Annotated in this window: 13 protein-coding genes and 1 pseudogene; 9 read left to right on the plus strand and 5 right to left on the minus strand. The window is 64.3% G+C overall.

Going from position 1 to position 17,196, the window contains the following annotated elements; translation table 11 throughout:
• Positions 1-128: 128 nt before the first annotated feature.
• The 4 genes from minC to LB547_RS31775 all read left to right on the plus strand — a co-directional run bounded on the left by minC (position 129) and on the right by LB547_RS31775 (position 4,028).
• Complete coding sequence (minC, locus tag LB547_RS31760) at positions 129-965, plus strand: septum site-determining protein MinC (protein WP_140521457.1); 837 nt, start codon at positions 129-131, stop codon at positions 963-965.
• A 173-nt stretch (positions 966-1,138) separates the two neighbouring features.
• Positions 1,139-1,954: a septum site-determining protein MinD gene (gene minD, locus LB547_RS31765; RefSeq protein WP_140500139.1), complete on the plus strand. Its 816-nt coding sequence runs from the start codon at positions 1,139-1,141 to the stop codon at positions 1,952-1,954.
• Positions 1,951-2,223: a cell division topological specificity factor MinE gene (gene minE, locus LB547_RS31770; protein WP_140500137.1), complete on the plus strand. Its 273-nt coding sequence runs from the start codon at positions 1,951-1,953 to the stop codon at positions 2,221-2,223. Before minD ends, minE begins: the two co-directional genes overlap by 4 nt.
• Positions 2,224-2,561: 338 nt before the next feature.
• Positions 2,562-4,028, plus strand: a complete 1,467-nt coding sequence (locus LB547_RS31775) for a hypothetical protein (protein WP_140759714.1) — start codon at positions 2,562-2,564, stop codon at positions 4,026-4,028.
• A 143-nt stretch (positions 4,029-4,171) separates the two neighbouring features.
• Here LB547_RS31775 and LB547_RS31780 read toward each other — a convergent pair whose 3' ends face one another.
• Entirely contained in the window at positions 4,172-4,708 is a 537-nt protein-coding gene (locus tag LB547_RS31780; protein ID WP_140759717.1) for a DUF6428 family protein, read from the minus strand.
• Between the two features lie 42 nt (positions 4,709-4,750).
• On the opposite strand from LB547_RS31780, the gene LB547_RS31785 reads away from it, so the two are divergent.
• The 4 genes from LB547_RS31785 to LB547_RS31800 all read left to right on the plus strand — a co-directional run bounded on the left by LB547_RS31785 (position 4,751) and on the right by LB547_RS31800 (position 7,833).
• The gene (locus LB547_RS31785; protein WP_140556429.1) at positions 4,751-5,104 is read left to right on the plus strand and encodes an ArsR/SmtB family transcription factor; all 354 of its coding nucleotides are present in this window, start codon (positions 4,751-4,753) and stop codon (positions 5,102-5,104) included.
• An 85-nt stretch (positions 5,105-5,189) separates the two neighbouring features.
• A complete protein-coding gene (arsC, locus tag LB547_RS31790) occupies positions 5,190-5,603 on the plus strand; it encodes an arsenate reductase (glutaredoxin) (RefSeq protein WP_140521460.1) in 414 nt (137 codons plus the stop codon).
• The gene (gene arsK, locus LB547_RS31795; RefSeq protein WP_140759720.1) at positions 5,584-6,822 is read left to right on the plus strand and encodes an arsenite efflux MFS transporter ArsK; all 1,239 of its coding nucleotides are present in this window, start codon (positions 5,584-5,586) and stop codon (positions 6,820-6,822) included. The genes arsC and arsK overlap by 20 nt, the downstream gene beginning before the upstream one ends.
• Before the next feature lie 129 nt (positions 6,823-6,951).
• Positions 6,952-7,833, plus strand: a complete 882-nt coding sequence (locus LB547_RS31800; RefSeq protein ID WP_140657648.1) for an EamA family transporter — start codon at positions 6,952-6,954, stop codon at positions 7,831-7,833.
• Positions 7,834-7,883: 50 nt separating this feature from the next.
• On the opposite strand, the gene LB547_RS31805 is transcribed toward LB547_RS31800, so the two are convergent.
• Together LB547_RS31805 and LB547_RS31810 are read right to left on the minus strand one after the other, a co-directional pair.
• The gene (locus LB547_RS31805; RefSeq protein ID WP_181177968.1) at positions 7,884-11,975 is read right to left on the minus strand and encodes an autotransporter domain-containing protein; all 4,092 of its coding nucleotides are present in this window, start codon (positions 11,973-11,975) and stop codon (positions 7,884-7,886) included.
• Between the two features lie 224 nt (positions 11,976-12,199).
• Positions 12,200-13,159: an AraC family transcriptional regulator gene (locus LB547_RS31810; protein ID WP_224655999.1), complete on the minus strand. Its 960-nt coding sequence runs from the start codon at positions 13,157-13,159 to the stop codon at positions 12,200-12,202.
• 199 nt (positions 13,160-13,358) lie between these two features.
• Here LB547_RS31810 and LB547_RS31815 point away from each other — a divergent pair, with 199 nt between their 5' ends.
• Positions 13,359-14,501: a helix-turn-helix transcriptional regulator gene (locus tag LB547_RS31815; protein WP_140759730.1), complete on the plus strand. Its 1,143-nt coding sequence runs from the start codon at positions 13,359-13,361 to the stop codon at positions 14,499-14,501.
• 147 nt (positions 14,502-14,648) lie between these two features.
• Here LB547_RS31815 and LB547_RS31820 read toward each other — a convergent pair whose 3' ends face one another.
• Positions 14,649-16,946, minus strand: a complete 2,298-nt coding sequence (locus tag LB547_RS31820) for a xanthine dehydrogenase family protein molybdopterin-binding subunit (protein ID WP_140728435.1) — start codon at positions 16,944-16,946, stop codon at positions 14,649-14,651.
• Positions 16,943-17,196, minus strand: a pseudogene (locus tag LB547_RS31825) (xanthine dehydrogenase family protein subunit M); the annotation flags it as partial. The pseudogene LB547_RS31825 and the gene LB547_RS31820, both read right to left, overlap by 4 nt.

Genomic DNA, 17,196 nt, shown 5'->3' on the forward strand with positions numbered 1-17,196 from the left:
GCATCCGCAACTGGCGGTTAGCCGACCCTCCAATTTCTGGCGGCTTCCAAGGTGCCAGCCGTCTTTATTAACCATTTGTTAACCATTCGGCCGGCACCCTTTAACCATTGAGTAAGGATTCGCCAGCCGTGACCTTTGCCGCTCCCCTGGAGACCAAATCCATTCGCTTTCGCGCCCGTTCGTTCGTCGCTTTCACGCTGACGCCGGAGGCGCCGATCGGTGCTTGGCTGGAGGGGCTGGATCATTGGATCGGCAATTCGCCGGGCTATTTCTCAGGGCGGCCGGTGGTGCTCGATCTCAATGCGCTGAAGCCTGCGGCCGACGAGATCGCGGCGCTGGTCGCTTCGCTCGGCACGCGTGGCATCCGGGTCTATGCCATCGAGCTCGAAGGGGCCTCGCTCGGGCCCGAGCTGCCGCCGCTGCTGGCCGGCGCCAAGGAGGCCACTTCAGATGGCCTGCTGGCGCAGCCCGGCCGCAACGGCAAGGCAGGCCTGGCGGAAGAGGCCGGCAAGACGGAAGCGGTGTCTTCGGAACGCGGCAAGGAAACGGGCAAGCCCGACGAGGGCAGGGCCGAGGCTGGAAGGGTCAAGGCAGCCAAGACAGAACAGCAAGCCGGCGCGGCGGAGCCGGCCCTGGCCGGAACGCTGATGGTCAAGTCGCCCCTTCGCTCGGGCCAGTCGATCTTTCATCCGCATGGCGATGTCATCGTGCTTGGATCGGTCGCTTCCGGTTCCGAGATCATTGCGGCGGGCTCGATCCATGTCTACGGCACGCTGCGCGGCCGCGCCATTGCGGGCTCGGAAGGCAATATTTCGGCGCGCATCTTCTGCCGCAGGAACGAGGCCGAGCTGCTCGCCATCGACGGCTGGTACACCACGGCGGAGGACATGGAAGGCGCCTCGCGCGGCAAGCCGGTGCAGGCCTTCCTCGAAGACGGCGTGCTGCGCGTCGTGCCGCTGAACTAGGGCGCCGGGATGAAAACGCCGAACCAGTTCTTGTCTTGTGCGACCGCGAACAGGACGCTCAGGTCCGCAAGGTTGGGACCGGTTTCGCGTGGGATGATGGCAGGTTCCAACAATAGCCGTGCGACGCACGGAGCAATAACAAACGACAACATCAGGCGACGGAGGCTTTTTTCATGGGCAAGGTAGTGGTGGTCACCTCAGGCAAGGGAGGTGTCGGCAAGACGACCTCGACGGCCGCATTGGGGGCCGCGGTCGCCAGGACCGGCAAGAAAGTGGCGCTGGTCGATTTCGACGTCGGCCTGCGCAATCTCGACCTGATCATGGGCGCCGAACGGCGCGTGGTGTTCGACCTCGTCAATGTCATCCAGGGCACGGCCAAGCTGTCGCAGGCGCTGATCCGCGACAAGCGCGTCGATACGCTGTTCCTGCTGCCGGCCTCGCAGACGCGCGACAAGGACGCGCTGACCGAAGAAGGCGTCGGCGAGGTGATCGAGAAGCTGCGCTCGGTGTTTGACTATGTGTTCTGCGACAGCCCGGCCGGCATCGAGCGCGGCGCGCAGCTCGCCATGCGCTTCGCTGACGAGGCGGTCATCGTCACCAATCCGGAAGTGTCGTCGGTGCGCGATTCCGACCGCATCATCGGCCTGCTCGACGCCCGCACCATGCGTGCCGAACAGGGCGAGCAAATCGCCAAGCACGTGCTGGTGACGCGTTACGATGCCGGCCGCGCGGCTCGCGGCGAGATGCTGTCCATCGACGACGTGCTGGAAATCCTGTCGGTGCCGCTGCTCGGCATCATACCGGAGAGCCAGGATGTGCTCAGGGCCTCCAACCTCGGTTCGCCGGTGACGCTGAGCGATCCGCTGAACGCCGCCGCCAAAGCCTATATCGAAGCGGCGCGGCGGCTGGAAGGCGAAGACCTGCCGGTCGTGGTTCCCTTCGAGCGCAAGGGCTTCCTCGACAGGCTGCTCGGAAGGAGGGCGGCATGAACATTCTCGACCTCTTCAAGCGGCGCTCCAGCGCGCCCGTGGCGCGTGAGCGGCTGCAGGTGCTGCTCGCCTACGAACGGCGCAGCCGTGGCCAGCCCGATCTCGTCTCCGTGCTGCGCGAGGAGATCATGGCCGTCATCGCCAAGCACGTGCAGATCGACCAGGACTATCTGCAAATCTCAATGGACCGCGGCGAGACCATGTCGACGCTGGAAATCGACATCCAGATCCCCAACAAAAGCGCCGTGCCGCTGGCCATGGCGGGCTGACTTTTACCCTCCCCTTGTGGGGAGGGTCGCTGCAAGCAGCGGGCGGAGTTGGCGCGGCGCTACAGGACGAGCATCCTCCAGCGCCAGCGCCTCAGTCCTACCTTCCACGAGGGAAGTAGGAGCCAGGATTTTCCGCATTCAGATTCCACCCAGAAATTGGGTGCGTCAATTCTGCAAAAAGACGGCCGCGGCACTGGTCGCCCGCCGCATCCCAACCCCAAATGTCCAACTTTACGCTCCCCCTAATGGGGGGCTTCCCCTGCGCAATCAGTGGATGTAAGCATACATATTAGCCAATTATTAAATACTGAATGGGGTATGCGTAAAGGGCATTCGTTATGAATTTCAAGGGTCTGATCAAGCGTGCCGAAGACGTAGATGATGCACTCCAGGAGCTGCAGGCCGATCTGGCGGACGCTCTGGATGCCAGCCTCGATACCGAATATGACGCGCCGCCAGACAGCGGCTATATCCCAGATTCCGCGCCAGGAGCCGAGGCCTCGGCACCCGAGGCCAATGCGGCAGATGCGGATGGTGCGGATAATCCGGACGGCGCGGGCAACGCCGACGCCACCGAAACCGCGCCACGACTGACGCCCCATACCCAGACCCGGATGGCGGCATTGAGTGCCTTCGAAGGGATGTTCCACGACGCCAGGAACTATATGGACGAGATCAACGGCAAATTGTCGGAGATCGCGACCTCACACCATTTGACGCGCGAATTCCTCAACATCCTCCACACCGATATTCTTCGCGCCAACGAGCTGGAGCTCGCAAATGGCGACCTGATCGCGGAACAAAGAACGCTGTCGGAAAAGCTGCACGACACGGCAAGAAAGCTGCGCGAGCGTGAAAGCGCCTGCGAATTGCTACAACAGCGCGAGACAAGCCTGGTCCAGGACAGGGAGGCGCTTCGCGCAGCGCTCGCAGCGGCCAGGCTGGAACTTGCCGAAATGGCCAATGCGGGCGCAAAACGCGACGCGGAGTTCGGCGACATCGCCAAGCGGCTGACGGCCAGGGCGGTCGAGGCCAACAGGCGCCTGCGCGAGAGCAAGATGCTGCGGGAAAAGCATGTCAGCCTGTCGATCGAGCTCGACAAGGCGCTGAAGCGAGAAACCCAGACGCGCCACAGGCTCGACGAGCTCTCGACGATCCATGCCAGCGAAGCAGCGCGGCTTGCCGAACTGCTGACCGCGCTCGGCAAGAGCGAGAAGGAGGAGATGCGGCTCCAGAAATCACTCGAGACCGCGCAGGCGAAGCTGTCGGAAATGACCGAAGCGGCCAGCATGATGGAAGGCGACAGGCAAGCTGAACTCGCCCGCAGCCAGACGGAAATGCGCGGATTGCGTTCCGAGATACAGGACCTGCAATCACGGCTGGAGCGGGCCTCGCACGAGAACAGCGAGGCCACAGCCGAGATCGCCAGGCTCAAGACCGACTTGAACGACACGCTGGCCGAAAAGAAAATCGCCGATCAAAGGTTGTCCTCGCTCACCGACGAGAACGAAAACGACAAGACGAGCCTTTCGAAAGCGAACGCCAATCTTTCGCAGCTTGCGCTGCAACAAGCAGCGGAACAGATACAGCTGGATGTCCAGAGGCAGGAATGCGAGGACCTCAAAGCTGAAATCGCGTCGCTCAACGCGCGGATCAAGGAATTGCTGCCTTACGAGCGGCTTCACAAGGCCACCAACGGCAGATCGCGCGAGGCCGACGTGGTCGACATCGCCGCCGTTGTGGCGGAGAAAGCCCGTGGAACGGGCAGGCGGCGCATCCGCAGGAACCTCCGCGCCACGCCGTAGCTCATTTCGCCGGCATGGCCGCAGGTCCCGCTGCCTCAACGCGATCGCACGCCGCCGCCGCGGCGCAAATCGCTGAACTGAGCGAGCGGAAGGCTGTCTTGGCCGTCAAGACGGCGCCAAGCCATCTGCTTGGCTGCGAAACGTCAGCCGCAGCAAGGTTGCGGTCCGGCCGAAGGTCCGCAACAGGCCTTGGCTTTCCTCTCTTCCTCCAGCCAGCGGTCACGTGGCTTGCAGCTTGCCGGCCGCGGCGAAAGCTCGACATGCACCGCATCACCGGCGAGCCGGGGGGGCGCGGCGCGGTAGAGCTGCATCGGGCGCACGCCGTCGCTGACTTCGAAAGTGAGCTTGGCGGAATGGTCGAGCCCGACATGCTCTGTCACCTTGCGGATGATCGCCGAGAATTTCCCGGCCGGCATATGCGTGCGGTCCTCCTCGACGTCCCAGAGCTGCACGAAGATCTCGGCCCAGGATTCCGGGTTTGCACCGCAGTCCAGCGCAGCGAACTGGCCGGCCTTCACTTCGGTGACGTGGTAGCCAGGTCGCACCGGCCGGCCGTCATAGAAGAACACCAGCGGCCGGTCCTTGTAGCCCGCCAGAAACTCCAGCAGGCCAGCGATGGTGATGTCGTCGGGATCAACGACGTCAGCGGGTTCAAATTCCCGATTGTCAGAAACGAGCATGTGCGGTAATCCTTGTTTCAACGTTTTTAGGATTGTTGAAATATGGATGAACGTCAAGCCCTTTCCGCCTTTGCGGCCCTTTCGCAAGAAACGCGCCTGCGCATCCTGCGGCATCTGGTGATTGCCGGTCCGGACGGGATTGCCGCCGGCGCCATCGCCGAAAAAGTCGAGGTCTCGGCCTCGAATGTGAGCTTCCACCTGAAGGAGCTCGAGCGGGCAGGGCTGATAAGCGTGCGGCGCGATTCGCGCTCCATGGTCTACAGCGCCGAATATGACGCGTTGAGCGGCCTCATCCGTTTCCTGATGGAGGATTGCTGCTCCGGCAGGCTGGAGATCCGCGCTTCGGCGTTGGCTCCAGACTGCTGCGCCGCCGATGTGAAGGGACCGGTTCAGTGATCGTCGCGCCGACAGCCCGGGCGATCGTCCCGACCGCGCCGCATCAGCAATCCGAAATCCAACCTCTTGCCGTCGAGGCCAAGCCATGACCGCTACGATCTTCCACAATCCCGACTGCGGCACCTCGCGCAACACGCTTGCCATGATCCAGGCGAGCGGCGAGAAGCCTGACATCATCGAGTATCTGAAACATCCGCCCAGCCGGGACCGCTTGCGCCAGCTGGTCGCCGCCATGGGAATTCCCGCGCGCGCCTTGCTGCGCGAAAAGGGTACGCCCTATGCCGAACTCGGCCTGGGTGACGCCAAATGGACCGATGAACAGCTGATCGACGCCATGCTGAGGCATCCGATCCTGATCAACCGGCCGATCGTCGAGACGCCCAAGGGGACGCGGCTGTGCCGTCCGTCCGAGCTCGTGCTCGATCTGCTCGACCATCCGGTGGCCCGCTTCACCAAGGAAGGCGGCGAGGTAGTGATCCATGACCGTGGCATCAAGTGATCGAAGCCTTTCCGATCTCGAAGTCCCGGAGCGCTCGCCGCTGACCGCCATTGCCGCCCTCGGCGTCACCCAGATCATCGGCTACGGCACGCTGTACTACAGTTTCAGCATTCTCGCCGCCGATATGGCCAGGGATCTGGACTGGCCGACCGAATGGATTTTCGGCGCGCTCTCGGCGGCTCTGCTGGTTGGCGGCCTGACGGCGCCCTGGCTCGGAAACTGGATCGACCGCTTCGGCGCCGGCAAGATCATGACCGTCGGCTCGATCCTTGCCGCGGCTGCGCTCGCCGCCTGTGCCTACGCGCCGGCGGCCGGGGCCTTCGTGGCGGCGCTGATCGTGCTGGAAGTGGCATCGAACCTGGTCCAGTACGGCGCCGCTTTCGCGCTGCTTGTGCAGATAAGGCCGCGTGCAGCGCAACGCAGCATCACCTATCTCACCCTCATCGCCGGCTTCGCATCGACCGTGTTCTGGCCGATCACCTCGGCCCTGCACGCGCAGATGTCATGGCGAACCGTCTATCTCGTCTTCGCGGGGCTGAACCTGCTCGTCTGCCTGCCGCTGCACGCCTGGCTCTCGCACGGGCTGGCCAAGAGCAGGCGCTCGGCGACCGAGCCGCCACGGCATGTCCAGGGATCGCTTCCGGCCTCGGCGCGGCCGCTCGGCTTCGCGTTGATGGTCATCGCCTTCTCGCTGCAGAACCTGCTTGGCGCCGCTGTCCTGGTGCATATGGTGCCGCTGCTTTCCGGACTTGGCCTCGGGGCGACCGCCGCCATTGTCGGAACGCTGTTCGGGCCGTCACAAGTGTTGAGCCGCTTCATCAACATGATCTTCGGTATCAACCTGCCGCCATTGACGCTGGCCATCATCTCGGCCGGCCTGATGACGAGCGGAGTCGTCGTGCTGAACTGCACGGCGCCTTCCGTCGCAGGCGCGATGGTTTTCGCCGTCGTGTTCGGCATGGGCAACGGGCTTTTCAGCATCGTCATCGGCGCCCTGCCGCTGACATTGTTCGGCAGTGTGGACTATGGCCGGCTGCAGGGGCGCGTCACATCGGCCCGGCTGCTCGTTTCCGCCGTTGCACCCTTTGCGCTGGCCTTCGCCATCGTCCATGTCGGCATTGCCTTGTCGCTGGCGGCGATGGCATTTCTGGGCGGTGCCGCGCTGCTGGTCCTGACGTCGATCATGAGACTGCCGAACGCGCGCAACGGCCGCGTCTGAGGGCGGCCGGCTCGTCCGGCCCTTTCTTGCCCCATCGAGATGCCGGTCCTGCCTCACGACGGACGGGCCGGTTCGCCCTATCTCCCATGACGCAGCGTTTGCCTGATGGCGCACGGAGGACGGGATCAAGTGACATCGACGCCGGTTGTCGGTCGTGAAGCGGCGCCTTTGCCCGTGATGGCGCTGTTGGGGGCCATGGTGTCGATCCAGATCGGCGCTACTTTCGCCAAGAGCCTGTTTCCGGTGATCGGCGCGCAGGGCACGACGACGCTGAGGCTGGTCGTCGGCGCGCTGATGCTGATCGCCGTGCTGCGGCCTTGGCAGATGCGGCCTTCGCGCGCCACCATGCCGTGGCTGGTCGCCTATGGCGTGACGCTGTGCGCGCTTAATCTCCTGTTCTACGCCGCGCTCGCCACGATTCCGCTCGGCGTCGCGGTGGCGCTGGAATTTTCAGGACCGCTGCTGGTGGCGACGCTGACCTCGCGGCGGGCGGGCGACTTTGCCTGGATCGCGTTGGCGGTCGCCGGCATCGTGCTGTTGTCACCCTTCATCCGTTCGCTCCAGCCGCTCGATCCGATTGGGGTGATGCTGGCGCTGGCGGCCGGCGGTTTCTGGGCGCTCTACATCGTGCTGGCGCAGAAGGCGGGCGCCGAGCTCGGCACCCGCACCACCGCCTACGGCATGGCGATTGCCGCCGTGCTGGTGCTGCCTTTCGGCGTGGCGCAGGCGGGAGCGGGCCTGCTCGCGCCGTCGATCCTGGTCAGTGCCTTGCTCGTCGGCCTGTTCTCGAGCGCGCTGCCGTTCTTTCTGGAGATGGTGGCGCTGACCCGGATGCCGGCCCGCATCTACGGCACGCTGACCTGCCTGGAGCCAGGGCTCGGCGCGCTGGCCGGCTTCCTGTTCCTGCATGAGAGCCTGACCGCGCCGCAACTGGCCGGCATCGCCGCCGTCATCGTCGCGGCCGCCGGCACCGCACTGACCTCGAAGCCGCCGGTGCCGTCGCCGGAGTAGGGCGGATCAGCGTGCAGGTTCGTGCTGCAAAGCCGTTTCGTCACCGTCGTTCAGAACTTCACGCTCAGATCCACCTTGGCGCCCTGGTCGACCGTGCCACTGCCGAACTGGCCGGTATAGGACAGGCCGAGCGTCGCATTGGCCGACATGTTGAGATCGAGGCCGGCCTCGATCACCGCGGCATCCCTGGCGATCGGCACGCCGGCGATGGTGAATTGATCGCCGCCGGCGAAGGCGAAGACCGAGGTCGGCGTGACATCGCCGAAGGCGTGACGCCAGCCGAGCATGCCGCGAGCGGTGGCATCGATGCCGCCAAGCGCGAAGTCGGTCGCGCCGCGAAGGCCGAGCGTGGTGAAGGTGGCGTCGTTGTTTGTGCTGGCGCTGGTCAACGCCGCGGCACCACCCGTTTCGGTGAAGCCGTCGGTGTGCACGCTGACATAGGCGAGGTTGGCGAAGGGCTCGAAATGGAAGCTGCTGCCGGCATCGGCCTTGTAAGCGAGTTCGCCGAACACCTGCGCGGTGCCGGCATCGTAGTCGGCCGACAGTTGATCGGCAAAGCCGTTGAAAGCAACCGAGCGCCTGGTCGAGATGCTGCTCCAGCTATAGGCCGCTCCGCTGCGGAAGGCGATGGCGCCCCAGTTGGTGCCGCCATAGAGACCGAGATGGTAGCTGTCACCCTTGCCTGATGAATCGCGGTCGTCGGCATCGAAGGAGGAATGGCCGTAGCCGCCGAGCACGCCGACACGCCAGCCGCCGACCAAAGTATCGGCGCCGGCCAGCAGGCCGCCGGTCGAGCGGTCGAAGGCGGCGGCATTGCCGTCGCTATCGGTATTGCTCCACGAACCGAACACCTGGCCCCAGACGGCGAAGCGGTCGGTATCGGCCGCCACCATTTCCGGTCCACCCTCGCCATAGGCCATGACCGGCAGCGCCGCAGCGCCGCCATCGCCAAAGGCAGCAGCAATGCGATTGCTGGCCACGTCGCGGACGAAGCGGCTGTCTTCAAGCAGCATGCTCTTGGCCGAGGCGTGGATTTCCCCGGAAAGCTGGTCGAAGGCGTCCTGGGCGGCTGCTTCGCTCGGCAAAGCAAATATCGCATCGAACAGCGGATTGCCGCTGCCAAGACTTTCGGCACCACCGCCGGTGGCGATCTGGTTTGGCGTCAGGCCGACATCGGCGAAGGACTTTGCCTGCACCGCGTCGATGTAGACATGCGTCGGATCGTAATTGGCGTAAAGGCCGGTGAAAAGGCCCAGTCCGCTGATTGTGTAGGTGCCGATGACGCCCGCGTCGGCCTGCAGAACCGTGTAATGCGCGCCCGGCACGTAAGGCGCTGCGTCCGTCTTGACCATTTGGAGGATCGCGCCGGAGGCGATGCTCGCCGTGCCCGTCGCGTGGATGAGATCGGACTGGCCGGTCGAGGTCAGCTCGACCTGGTAGATCGAGGCCGCCGCCTGGTCGAGATTGCCGGCGACGTGGAGCGTACCGATCGAATTACCGGGTGCGATGATGCCGCCCGACCGCGCCATGACACCGCCCACCGTGCCGTTGCCGCCCAGCGTGCCACCGAAGATCGTCACCAGCGAATTGGCCAGCGAACCATTTACGGCCAGCCGCCCGCCATCCACATTGGTGGCACCGGTGAAGCCGCTCGAATCGGCGGTGAGGTTCGTCGCGCCGGCGATCTGGTTGATCGTGCCTGCGCCACCGATCGCCGACGCGAAGGCGTAGTTCGTATCGGTGTGGTTGAAGTTGATCGCACCCGCGCCCGGCCCGAACTGGACGCTCGCCGCATTGAGCGTGCCCGCGGCCGCCGCTGGCGATCCGCTCGCCGCACCGATGTTGAGCGTGCCGACGGAGCCCGCCATGGCGGCGATGTTGACCACGCCGCCGCTCGACACCGCGCCGCCATTGGCAATCGTCAGCGTGCCTGTTCCACTAACGCCGACATCAAGATCTCCGCTGCTGGCCCATGTCGAGCCTGTGCCGTCGACCGCTACCGTGCCGACCGAACCTGCGGCGTAGCCAACCAAGCCCAAGCCATTGCTGACCACGCCGCCTTTCGAAACCGTCACCGTGCCCGTGCCAAAGCCTCCGACATAGAGGTCCCCGCTGTTCGTCCACTTCGATCCCGCGCCGTCAACCGCCGCCATGCCGGTCGAATCGGCAACGTAGCCGATATAGCCCCAGCCATTGCTGACCGTGCCGCTGTTCGAGATCGTCAGAGTACCCGTGCTGAAACCGCCTACGAACAGGTCCGAGCTGTTGTTCCAAGCCGAACCCCCGCCGTCGACCGTCACCGTGCCGGTCGAGCCAGAGAATGCGCCCACATAGCCTGTGGTATCGCTAACCTTGCCGCCGTTCGAGATATTCAGCGTGCCAGTACCCTGATCGCCGACGAACAGGTTGGAACTGTTTGTCCAGGTCGATCCCCCGCCGTCGACGGTCACTGTGCCGGCGGAACCCGAACCGAAACCAACGAAGCCCAGGCCACTGTTGACCGCGCCGCCGTTGAGGATGTTCAGTTCGCCCGTGCCGGCGAAACCGACGAAAAGGGCTACGCTGGCCCAGGTCGAGCCTGCACCCTCGACCGTCGCCGTGCCGGTGGAGCCCGCAACATTTGCCAAAAAGCCGTTCTGATTGCTGACCGTGCCCTTGTTCGAAACCGTCAGCGTACCTGTGCCCTGATCGCCAACGATCAGGTCCGAACTGTTTGTCCAGGTCGAGCCGGCACCGTCGACGAATACGATGCCGGTCGAGCCCGCCTTCGCGCCAACAGTTGCCCAACTGTTGCTGACCGCGCCGCCTTGCGTGATCTGCAGAGCGCCCTTGCCGAAATCGCCGACGATCAGCGACCCGCTGTTTGTCCAGGTTGAGTCGACGACTATCACGATGCCGGTCGAGCCCGCCGACTTGCCAACATAGGCCTTGTCATTGCTGACAGCGCCGCCGTTGCTGATCGCTAGCGTGCCGGTGCCGAAATCGCCGACAGCCAGGTCGGAACTGTTGGTCCAGGTCGAGCCGGCATTTTCGATGAACACGCTGCCGGTCGAGCCGGCATTCGCGCCAATAGTCCCCCCATTGGAGCTGACGTCGCCGCCATGGCTGATCGCCAGAGTGCCGGTGCCGAAATCGCCGACACCCAGCGATCCGCTGTTTGTCCAGGTCGAGTTGTCGACGAACACCTTGCCGGTCGAACCCGCGGAGGCGCCAATATAACCTGAAGTATTGCTGACCTTTCCGCTGTTCGAGACCATCAACGTACCTGTCCCGTCGACGCCGACGGACAAGTTCCCGCTGTTGAGCCAGGTTGAGCCGATGCCATCGACCATCACCTTACCGGCTGAATCGGTGCTGTAGCCCACCATGGCATCAGCATTGCTAACCACACCGCCGTTGGTGATTATCAACGCGCCGTCGCCATCATGGCCGACATAGAGCGTTCCATTGTTTGTCCAGGTGGCATCATCGATCGTCGCCGAGCCGATCGAATCTGAATATCGGCCAATATAGGCGCTGTCGCTGATGACGTTGCCGCCGTTGGAAACCGTTACCGCACCAACGCCGGAACTGCCGACCGTGAGGCTATCAGTGTTAAGCCACGTTGAGCCGGCGCCATCGATCTTTACGACGCCTTGAACGTTGCTGGCGCCCGCAACAATACCCACAGCATCCGTCACGACACCGCCATTGAGGATATCGAGCGTAGCCAGCCCGAAACTACCAACCACCAAACTGCTGCTGGTCCACGAGGAACCCGCACCTGTTACGGTGACATCAGAAGTGGAGTTATCCCCCCAGGATAAGAATGCTCGGTCGGTCGTCAACGTGCCGTTCGAAACGACAAGGCTGCCGTCCGAAGAAGCTACAAAGCCAAGGTAAATATCGTCGGCAAAAGCGTTGCCAGCGTTGATAACAGTCGGATTCGGTGTCGAATTGCTGATATATACAATATCGGCCGCCGTCGGCACTGACCCAGCGTTCCAGTTTCCGGCGGTAAACCAATCCGTGGAGGTGGTGCCGGTCCAGGCATCGGCCGCCGTCGCGGCGATCGGCTGGCCGAATCCGACCAGCGCGGTCGACGTCAGCGCCAGATATTTCCACGCGTTAGCCCTGCGGCCACCAAAACCATTCTGCGGCATCCAAACCCCTGACATGATAGTCATTTCACCCTGAGGCTGACATGCCATTGGAGCTCGGGCTTGTCTTGGGCAGGGCCGCACTGGAATTGGACTGGAGCGAAAAGCCGAGCCTTTTGCGCGCACTGTGGCAGTTCTGCGCCACGATCGCGCAGGTGCCGCCGCACCGGCCTCTCAAAGAGAGAATCGGACGCCGCGCCAGGGCCGGCCACAGAAAATGCCGCAACCTATCTGGCGCTGGTCGGCGTATAGCCGAAACGGCGACGAAAGCAGCGATTGAAATACGATACATCGCTGAACCCGCTCGTCATCGCGATATCGCTAATCCGCATGTCGCTGTGTCTCTGAGAGAGCATCCTATGGGCGCTCTGCAACCGCAGTTCGAGAACGCGCTCGGAGAAGCTCACTCCGGTTTCCTGAAGGAGATCATGGATGTAGCGCGCCGACAGGCCGAGCTGTTGCGCGACACCTTGGGCGGAGATGCCAGGATCGGCGAAATCCTCGGCAATCGTTGCCAGGATCGCCTCCAGCCTGGCGGCGCGCAGGCCGCGAAGGCCGACCAATTCGGCAGCCCGGCCTTTCGCCCCGGTCACCAGGCCGATCAGGTCCACGATCGTGTCCGTCGCATGGGTTATGAGATCGGCCGAGGCGAGCGGGCTGCCGCTTTCAAGAAGCTCGCAATAGCGCTTGAGAAGATCGAGGGCTTCGTTGTCGGCGCCGATCTTCAACCCCAGCCGGTCGTCGATCTGCGGGAAGGCGCGCATGAGGACCGCGCGGGGGACGACCACATTGGTCCAGATATTGCTGTCGGCGCCGCTCATTTTCAGCGCTTCCGAGGCCGTGACGAGGACGGCTTCTCCCCGACCGACGGCATATTCGCGGCCGACCTGCACGCCCGACAAGAGGGTGTCGGCCTTGTTGATCAACAGCAAATAGCCGTCATTGTCGTCCTCGGCGATGTTGCTCGCCTTCCTTGTCGCCTGCTTGATCGTTCCGGACATCTGGCCGAGAACCAGTGAACCGACAGCCGTGGCTTCGATCGAGGCCTCGAAGGGCAGGTTTTCCGATATGCCGTATTCCACCGACCATATTTCCGCGACGTGGATGTCCTGCCACAGGGAAAATCGCTCGCGTTCGTCAAGATGCGGTGGCAACTGAGCCGATGAAAACACCGTCTTTCGCGACAATGGAAAACCTCGATAAAGTATCCGCGCTTGAAAAATACCGATCGCCATACTTTCAATCGGCAGAATAACCGGCAACAGTGGCGGCTGGCGTCAAGCAATCGAGTTGAATCCTAATCGAGATCGGCCAGGAGTGGCGTCATCCAAAAGTATGACGCCACAAAATTCTCCGAGGCGAGATCGCAGTGTGTCTGGAGGCGTGGTGGAGAGGCTGAGCAGCGAAGTCCTTGGTTCCATTATCGGCGATATCTACGATTGCGTTTTGAACCCGGAAGGCTGGGCCGGGGTCATGACCCGGATCACGACGGCCATGGACGCGGCCTATACAACCATCGCGCTCGCCAGCACCGCCGACAATCATGGCCGCTTCGCCGCTCAATCGCCCTGGGATCCCGTGCAAATGCGCGTGCTCCAGGACTATGACTTTGATGCAATTCCCGGTCTGAAGACGGCGGTCATCGGCGACGTCGACACGCCCGTCGCGACGCTGTCGCTGATGAGCGAAGCCGAACTCGGGCAGACGGCATTTTTTCAGAATTGGGCCGAACCGCAGGGATTGCGCGAAGCCTGCATCACCAAATTCGTCCACACATCGGACCGGATCGGGCTCATGGGTTGCACCACATGGGCCGACAGGGGGATCATATCAGCCGAGGACCAACATTTCCTGGCGTTGCTCTCGCCGCATCTGCGCCGTGCTTCCCTGATCGGAGACCTGCTCGACCAGGCTCGCGTTACCGCCAGCCTTTACCGCCAGGCGCTCGACAATCTCGCAGTGCCTGTCGTGCTTGCCGGCGCCAACGGGGCCATCCTCCATGCCAATGGCGCTGCCGAACGGATGTTGTCGGCGCAAGGTCCGATTCTTTCCAGGAACGGCCTGCTCCAGGCGCAGAATCCGGCGGTCGCCCGCGCCCTGCTGGAAGCGATCGCCAGCGCCGCGAACGCGGATGCTTCGCTTGGCGCCCGGGGCATAGGACTGCCGGTCTCGGCCCCAGGCCAGCCGCCCGCCGTCGCCTATGTGCTGCCGCTGACCGAAGGAACCGCGCGCGCGGCTTTCCGGCCGGCATGCGCGGCTGTCTTCATATCGACCACGACGTCGGCTTCTCCTCTCCCGGAGGCCGTCCTGACCACGCTGTTCGACCTTACGCCCGCGGAGGCGCGGGTCCTGCTGCGGATCGGCAGCGGATTGTCGGCGTCGAAGAGCGCTTTGGCGCTCGGCATCGGCGAAAACACCTTGAAGACACACCTCAATCGTATCTTCGCCAAAACCGGGACGAGACGCCAAGCCGATCTTGTCAAGCTCGTCTCGGACATAGGCACGCCCCTGGCAGCGCATTCAGGCTGAAGGCGTAGTCCGCAGCGCGAGATCGGCTCACCGCCTCCAGAGCGGCTCCGGCGCGAAGCGCTCGCTCGCCGGGATCGCGCCTGGCCGCCCCCCTCTGGCCTGCCGGCCATCTCCCCCTCAAGGGGGGAGATTACTCGCTTCCACCGCTCAGATCAGCTTCTCCAGCGTGATCGGCAAGTCGCGCACCCTTTTCCCCGTCGCGTGGAACACCGCGTTGGCGATCGCCGGCGCCACGCCGACGATGGGCAGTTCGCCGACGCCCTTGCCGCCGAGCACCGAGGAGTGCGGGTCGGGGATGCCGACCGAAATCACCTCGATGTCGGGAATGTCGGCATTGGTCGGCACCAGATAGTCGGCGAGGTTGTTGTTGACGATGCGGCCGTGGCGGCGGTCGATGATGCCTTCTTCCAGCAACGCTTGGCCGATGCCCATGATGATGCCGCCCTTCCACTGGCTTTCCGCCAGCTTCGGATTGTAGAGCCGTCCCGAATCCAGCGCCGACACGACGCGCGAGACGCGCACCGTGCCGAAATCCTCGTCGACCCGGACCTCGATGAAATGCGCGCACCAGGAATGGCGGGAATAGTCGCCTTCGGTGTGCGGCAGCGCCATGGCGATGGTGGTGTAGTTCCTGTAGCGGTCCTCGGCACTCGAATTGGCCGGCATGGTATCGCCTGTCGCCTCGATGCGATCGCGGCCGACGCTTTTGAGGAGCTCGGCGATCGACACATCGGGGCCGTCGCCACGCGGTGCGGTGATGCGGCCATTGGCGACGACCAGCGTGTTGGCCTGCAGCGCATGGAAGGGCGAGCGCGGGTCGCTGATCGCCAACCCGACCAACTGGTCGAGCGCCGAGGTCGCGGCCTTGTAGACGGCGCCCGTCATGACGCCGGCCAGGCGCGAGCCGCCGGCGACGCCGGCGCGGGGGAAGCGAGAATCGCCCAGCTTCACCACGACGTCGTCGGCCGGCACGCCCACCGTCTCGGCCGCCGTCTGCGCCAGGATGGTGTAGGTGCCCTGGCCCATGTCGATCGAGGAGCTTTCGACCTCCACCGAGCCGTCGGCCAGGATGCGCACGATCGCCTCGCCATAGGCGCGCCGCACCGGATAAGTACCGGCGGCTACGCCCCAGCCGATCAGCTGGTTGCCGTCGCGCATCGAACGCGGCTCCGGTGAGCGCCTGGCCCAGCCGAAGCGCTCGGCGCCCGTGGCAAAAGCCTCGCGCAACTGCCTGGTGGACCAGGCTTTTTTCACTTCCGGGTCCTGCTCGGCATAGTTCCGCAGCCGGATCTCCAGCGGGTCGATGCCAACCTCATAGGCGAGCTCGTCGATGGCGCTTTCGATGCCGAAGGCCGAGGGGTTCTCGCCCGGCGCGCGCATGGCGCCCGGCACCACGGAATTCACCCGCACGACGTTCTGCCGGGACGAAAAGTTCGGCGTCGCGTACATGATCGAGGTAACCGAGGCCAACGGCTCCACCCACATGCCATCGATCGACGTTTCATTGACGCCGCGATGCACGATCGACTGGATTTTTCCTTCCGCATCCGCGCCGAGCGCCACCGTCTGGCGCGTTGCGGCGCGGCCGCCATAGCCGGTGAAGGTCTGCGGGCGCGTCATCACCAGGCGCACCGGCCGGCCGAGCATTTTGGCTGCACTCGCGGCAACCGCGCCGTGGCCGAGCGCCAGCGCCTTGGAGCCGAAGCCGCCGCCAATATAGGGCGAGACCAGCCGCACATTCTCGAACGGCACATCGAACCACTCGGCATAGGTGCGCGCCATGCCATCGAGCCATTGGCTCGGCTCCCACACGGTGAGCCGGTCGCCCTCCCAGCGGGCGATCAGGCCGTGCGGCTCCATCGGCGCCTGGTATTCGCGCGGCGTGTTGTAGGCGGCGCAGATCCGGACCGGGGCGGACGCAAAGGCAGCCTGCGCGTCGCCCCATTCCTTGGTCATGGCCTCGATCGGAATGCCGTCGCCGGCTTTGGCATCGTTGAGGTCGACGATGGCCGGCGTCTCGTCATAGTCGACCTTGACGAGGGCCGCTGCCGCAACCGCCTGCTCGAAGGTTTCGGCGACCACGGCGGCGACATGCTGGCCCGAAAAGCTGATGTCGCGCGCCAGCGGGCAATAAGGCTTGTCGGGCGGGGGCGTGCCGAACCAGTCCGACGCGGTTTTCAGGGCCATGATGGTGTCCGGCGTCAGCACTTGCAGCACGCCGGGCGCCGCCTCAGCCTGCGCCGTATCGATGGCGCGCACCTTGCCGGACGCGACCGTGCTGTCGACCAGCACGGCATAGGCCAGGTCTTCGAGCTGCTGTTCGACGGCGTATTTGGCCGCGCCGGTGATCTTGGCCGGGCCGTCGACGCGCGACAGCCGGCCTCCGACGGCTTGTGCCAGCACGCCGTCGGAGGCGTCGCCATGTCTTGCGATGTGAACGGTCATGCCGCTTCTCCCAGTTTGAGGATCGCTCTGGCCACGACGCGCGGCGCGAGCTCGATCTTGTAGTGGTTGGCGCCATGGTCGACGGCGCCCTCGACGGCGAGCAGGCTGGCCGCGCGGACAACCTCAGGCTCCAGCACCTTGCCTTTAAGCGCCTCTTCCACGGTGCGCGCCCGCCAGGGCTTGGTGGCAACGCCGCCGAGCGCGACGCGCAGGTCGCGGACGGTGCGCCCGTCGGCCTCGAGTTCGAGGC

The sequence above is a fragment of the Mesorhizobium sp. B264B1B genome, from assembly GCF_020165765.1.
Lineage (GTDB): Bacteria > Pseudomonadota > Alphaproteobacteria > Rhizobiales > Rhizobiaceae > Mesorhizobium.